This is a genomic window from Allobosea sp. 05T422_2, from assembly GCF_056396265.1.
The window spans coordinates 1-1,404 of record NZ_JBFTLD010000512.1 but is presented as its reverse complement, the minus strand read 5'-3'; the positions used below and the strand labels follow the sequence as shown (position 1 = coordinate 1,404).

General features: G+C 66.4%; 1 protein-coding gene. It reads left to right on the top strand.

Annotated elements, in window-relative coordinates:
- A partial coding sequence (locus AC1DJT_RS36700; protein ID WP_476836062.1) for a calcium-binding protein occupies positions 1 to 1,404 on the top strand: 1,404 nt, incomplete at both ends.

Below are 1,404 nucleotides of genomic sequence, written 5' to 3'. Positions count from 1 at the left end.
GCGCAGCATCGGGCGCTGCGAGACGTTGCTGATCACCGCGATCGGACTGCTCGCAGGGGCGCTGGATCCTGATGGCGATGTGCTGGCGATCCGCAATCTCACCGCCTCCAGCGGCACGCTGACCGCGGTCGAGGGTGGCTGGGAGTTCASCCCGRCGCCCGGCTATTTTGGCCCGGTGACGCTGAGCTAYGAGGTCAGCGACGAGACCGTCGCGGTCGCMCAGACCGCGCTCTTCAGSGTCGTCGAGTTCACCGAGATCAACGGCACGGCCGGCGATGACAGCCTGACCGGGACSGAATGCGCCGACCTGATCGACGGGCGCGACGGCAATGACGTGATCGAYGGCCGCGGCGGCTCSGACATCCTGCATGGCGGCGCCGGCAACGACTTCATCCGCGGCGGCGCCGGCCATGACCTGATCTATGCCGGCCGYGGCAACGAYATCGTCTATGGCGGCGAGGGCAACGACACGATCTATGGCGATGACGGCGACGACCAGCTCTTCGGCGAGGATGGCGACGACATCATCTTCGGCGGCAACGGCAACGACATCATCATCGGCGGTAAGGGCAATGATCGGCTCTATGGCGGCGATGGTGACGATTTCATCGACGGCGGTGAGGGGGACGACTGGATCGATGCCGGTGAGGGCAACAACGTTGTCTTGACCGGCGACGGCAACAACACCGTCCGCACTGGTAATGGCAACAATGTCGTCATCGGTGGCGCCCACGTCGACATCGTCGAGTTCGGCTGCGGCCAGGACACGGCCCGTCTCGGTGGGGGGGACGACGTCGCGGCGGGCGGCGGCGGCAACGACCGGCTCTTCGGCGAATCCGGCAACGATACGCTCTCCGGCGATGACGGCGACGATGTACTCGATGGCGGGGAGGGCGACGATCACCTCGCCGGCGGCTGCGGCAAGGACAGGCTCTTTGGTGGTAGCGGCAATGACTTGCTCGACGCCGGTGACGGCGATGACGAGGTGGAGGGCGGCGACGGCGACGACATCGTCGTCGGCGGAGACGGAGACGACAGGGTTGAGGGCGATGCCGGCCATGACCGGCTCTTCGGCGGAGCGGGCGACGACCGGATCGAGGGCAATGATGGCAATGACGTCATTGATGGCGGCACCGGCAATGACTGCCTGTTCGGTGGGACCGGCAATGACGTGATCCAGGGCGGTGCCGGCAACGACCGGATCGAGGGAGGTAGCGGCGCCGATACGCTCGATGGCGGTGGGGGCAGGGACCGGGTTGAGGCCGGGTCTGGCGACGACGTGATCATCGGTACGCTCGATGCTGCGGCCGATTGCTATGATGGCGGCAGCGGTTGCGACACGCTGGATTACTCCCGGGCAACGCAGAGCATCGACATCAACCTGGTGGTCGAGGGCAAGGCGGT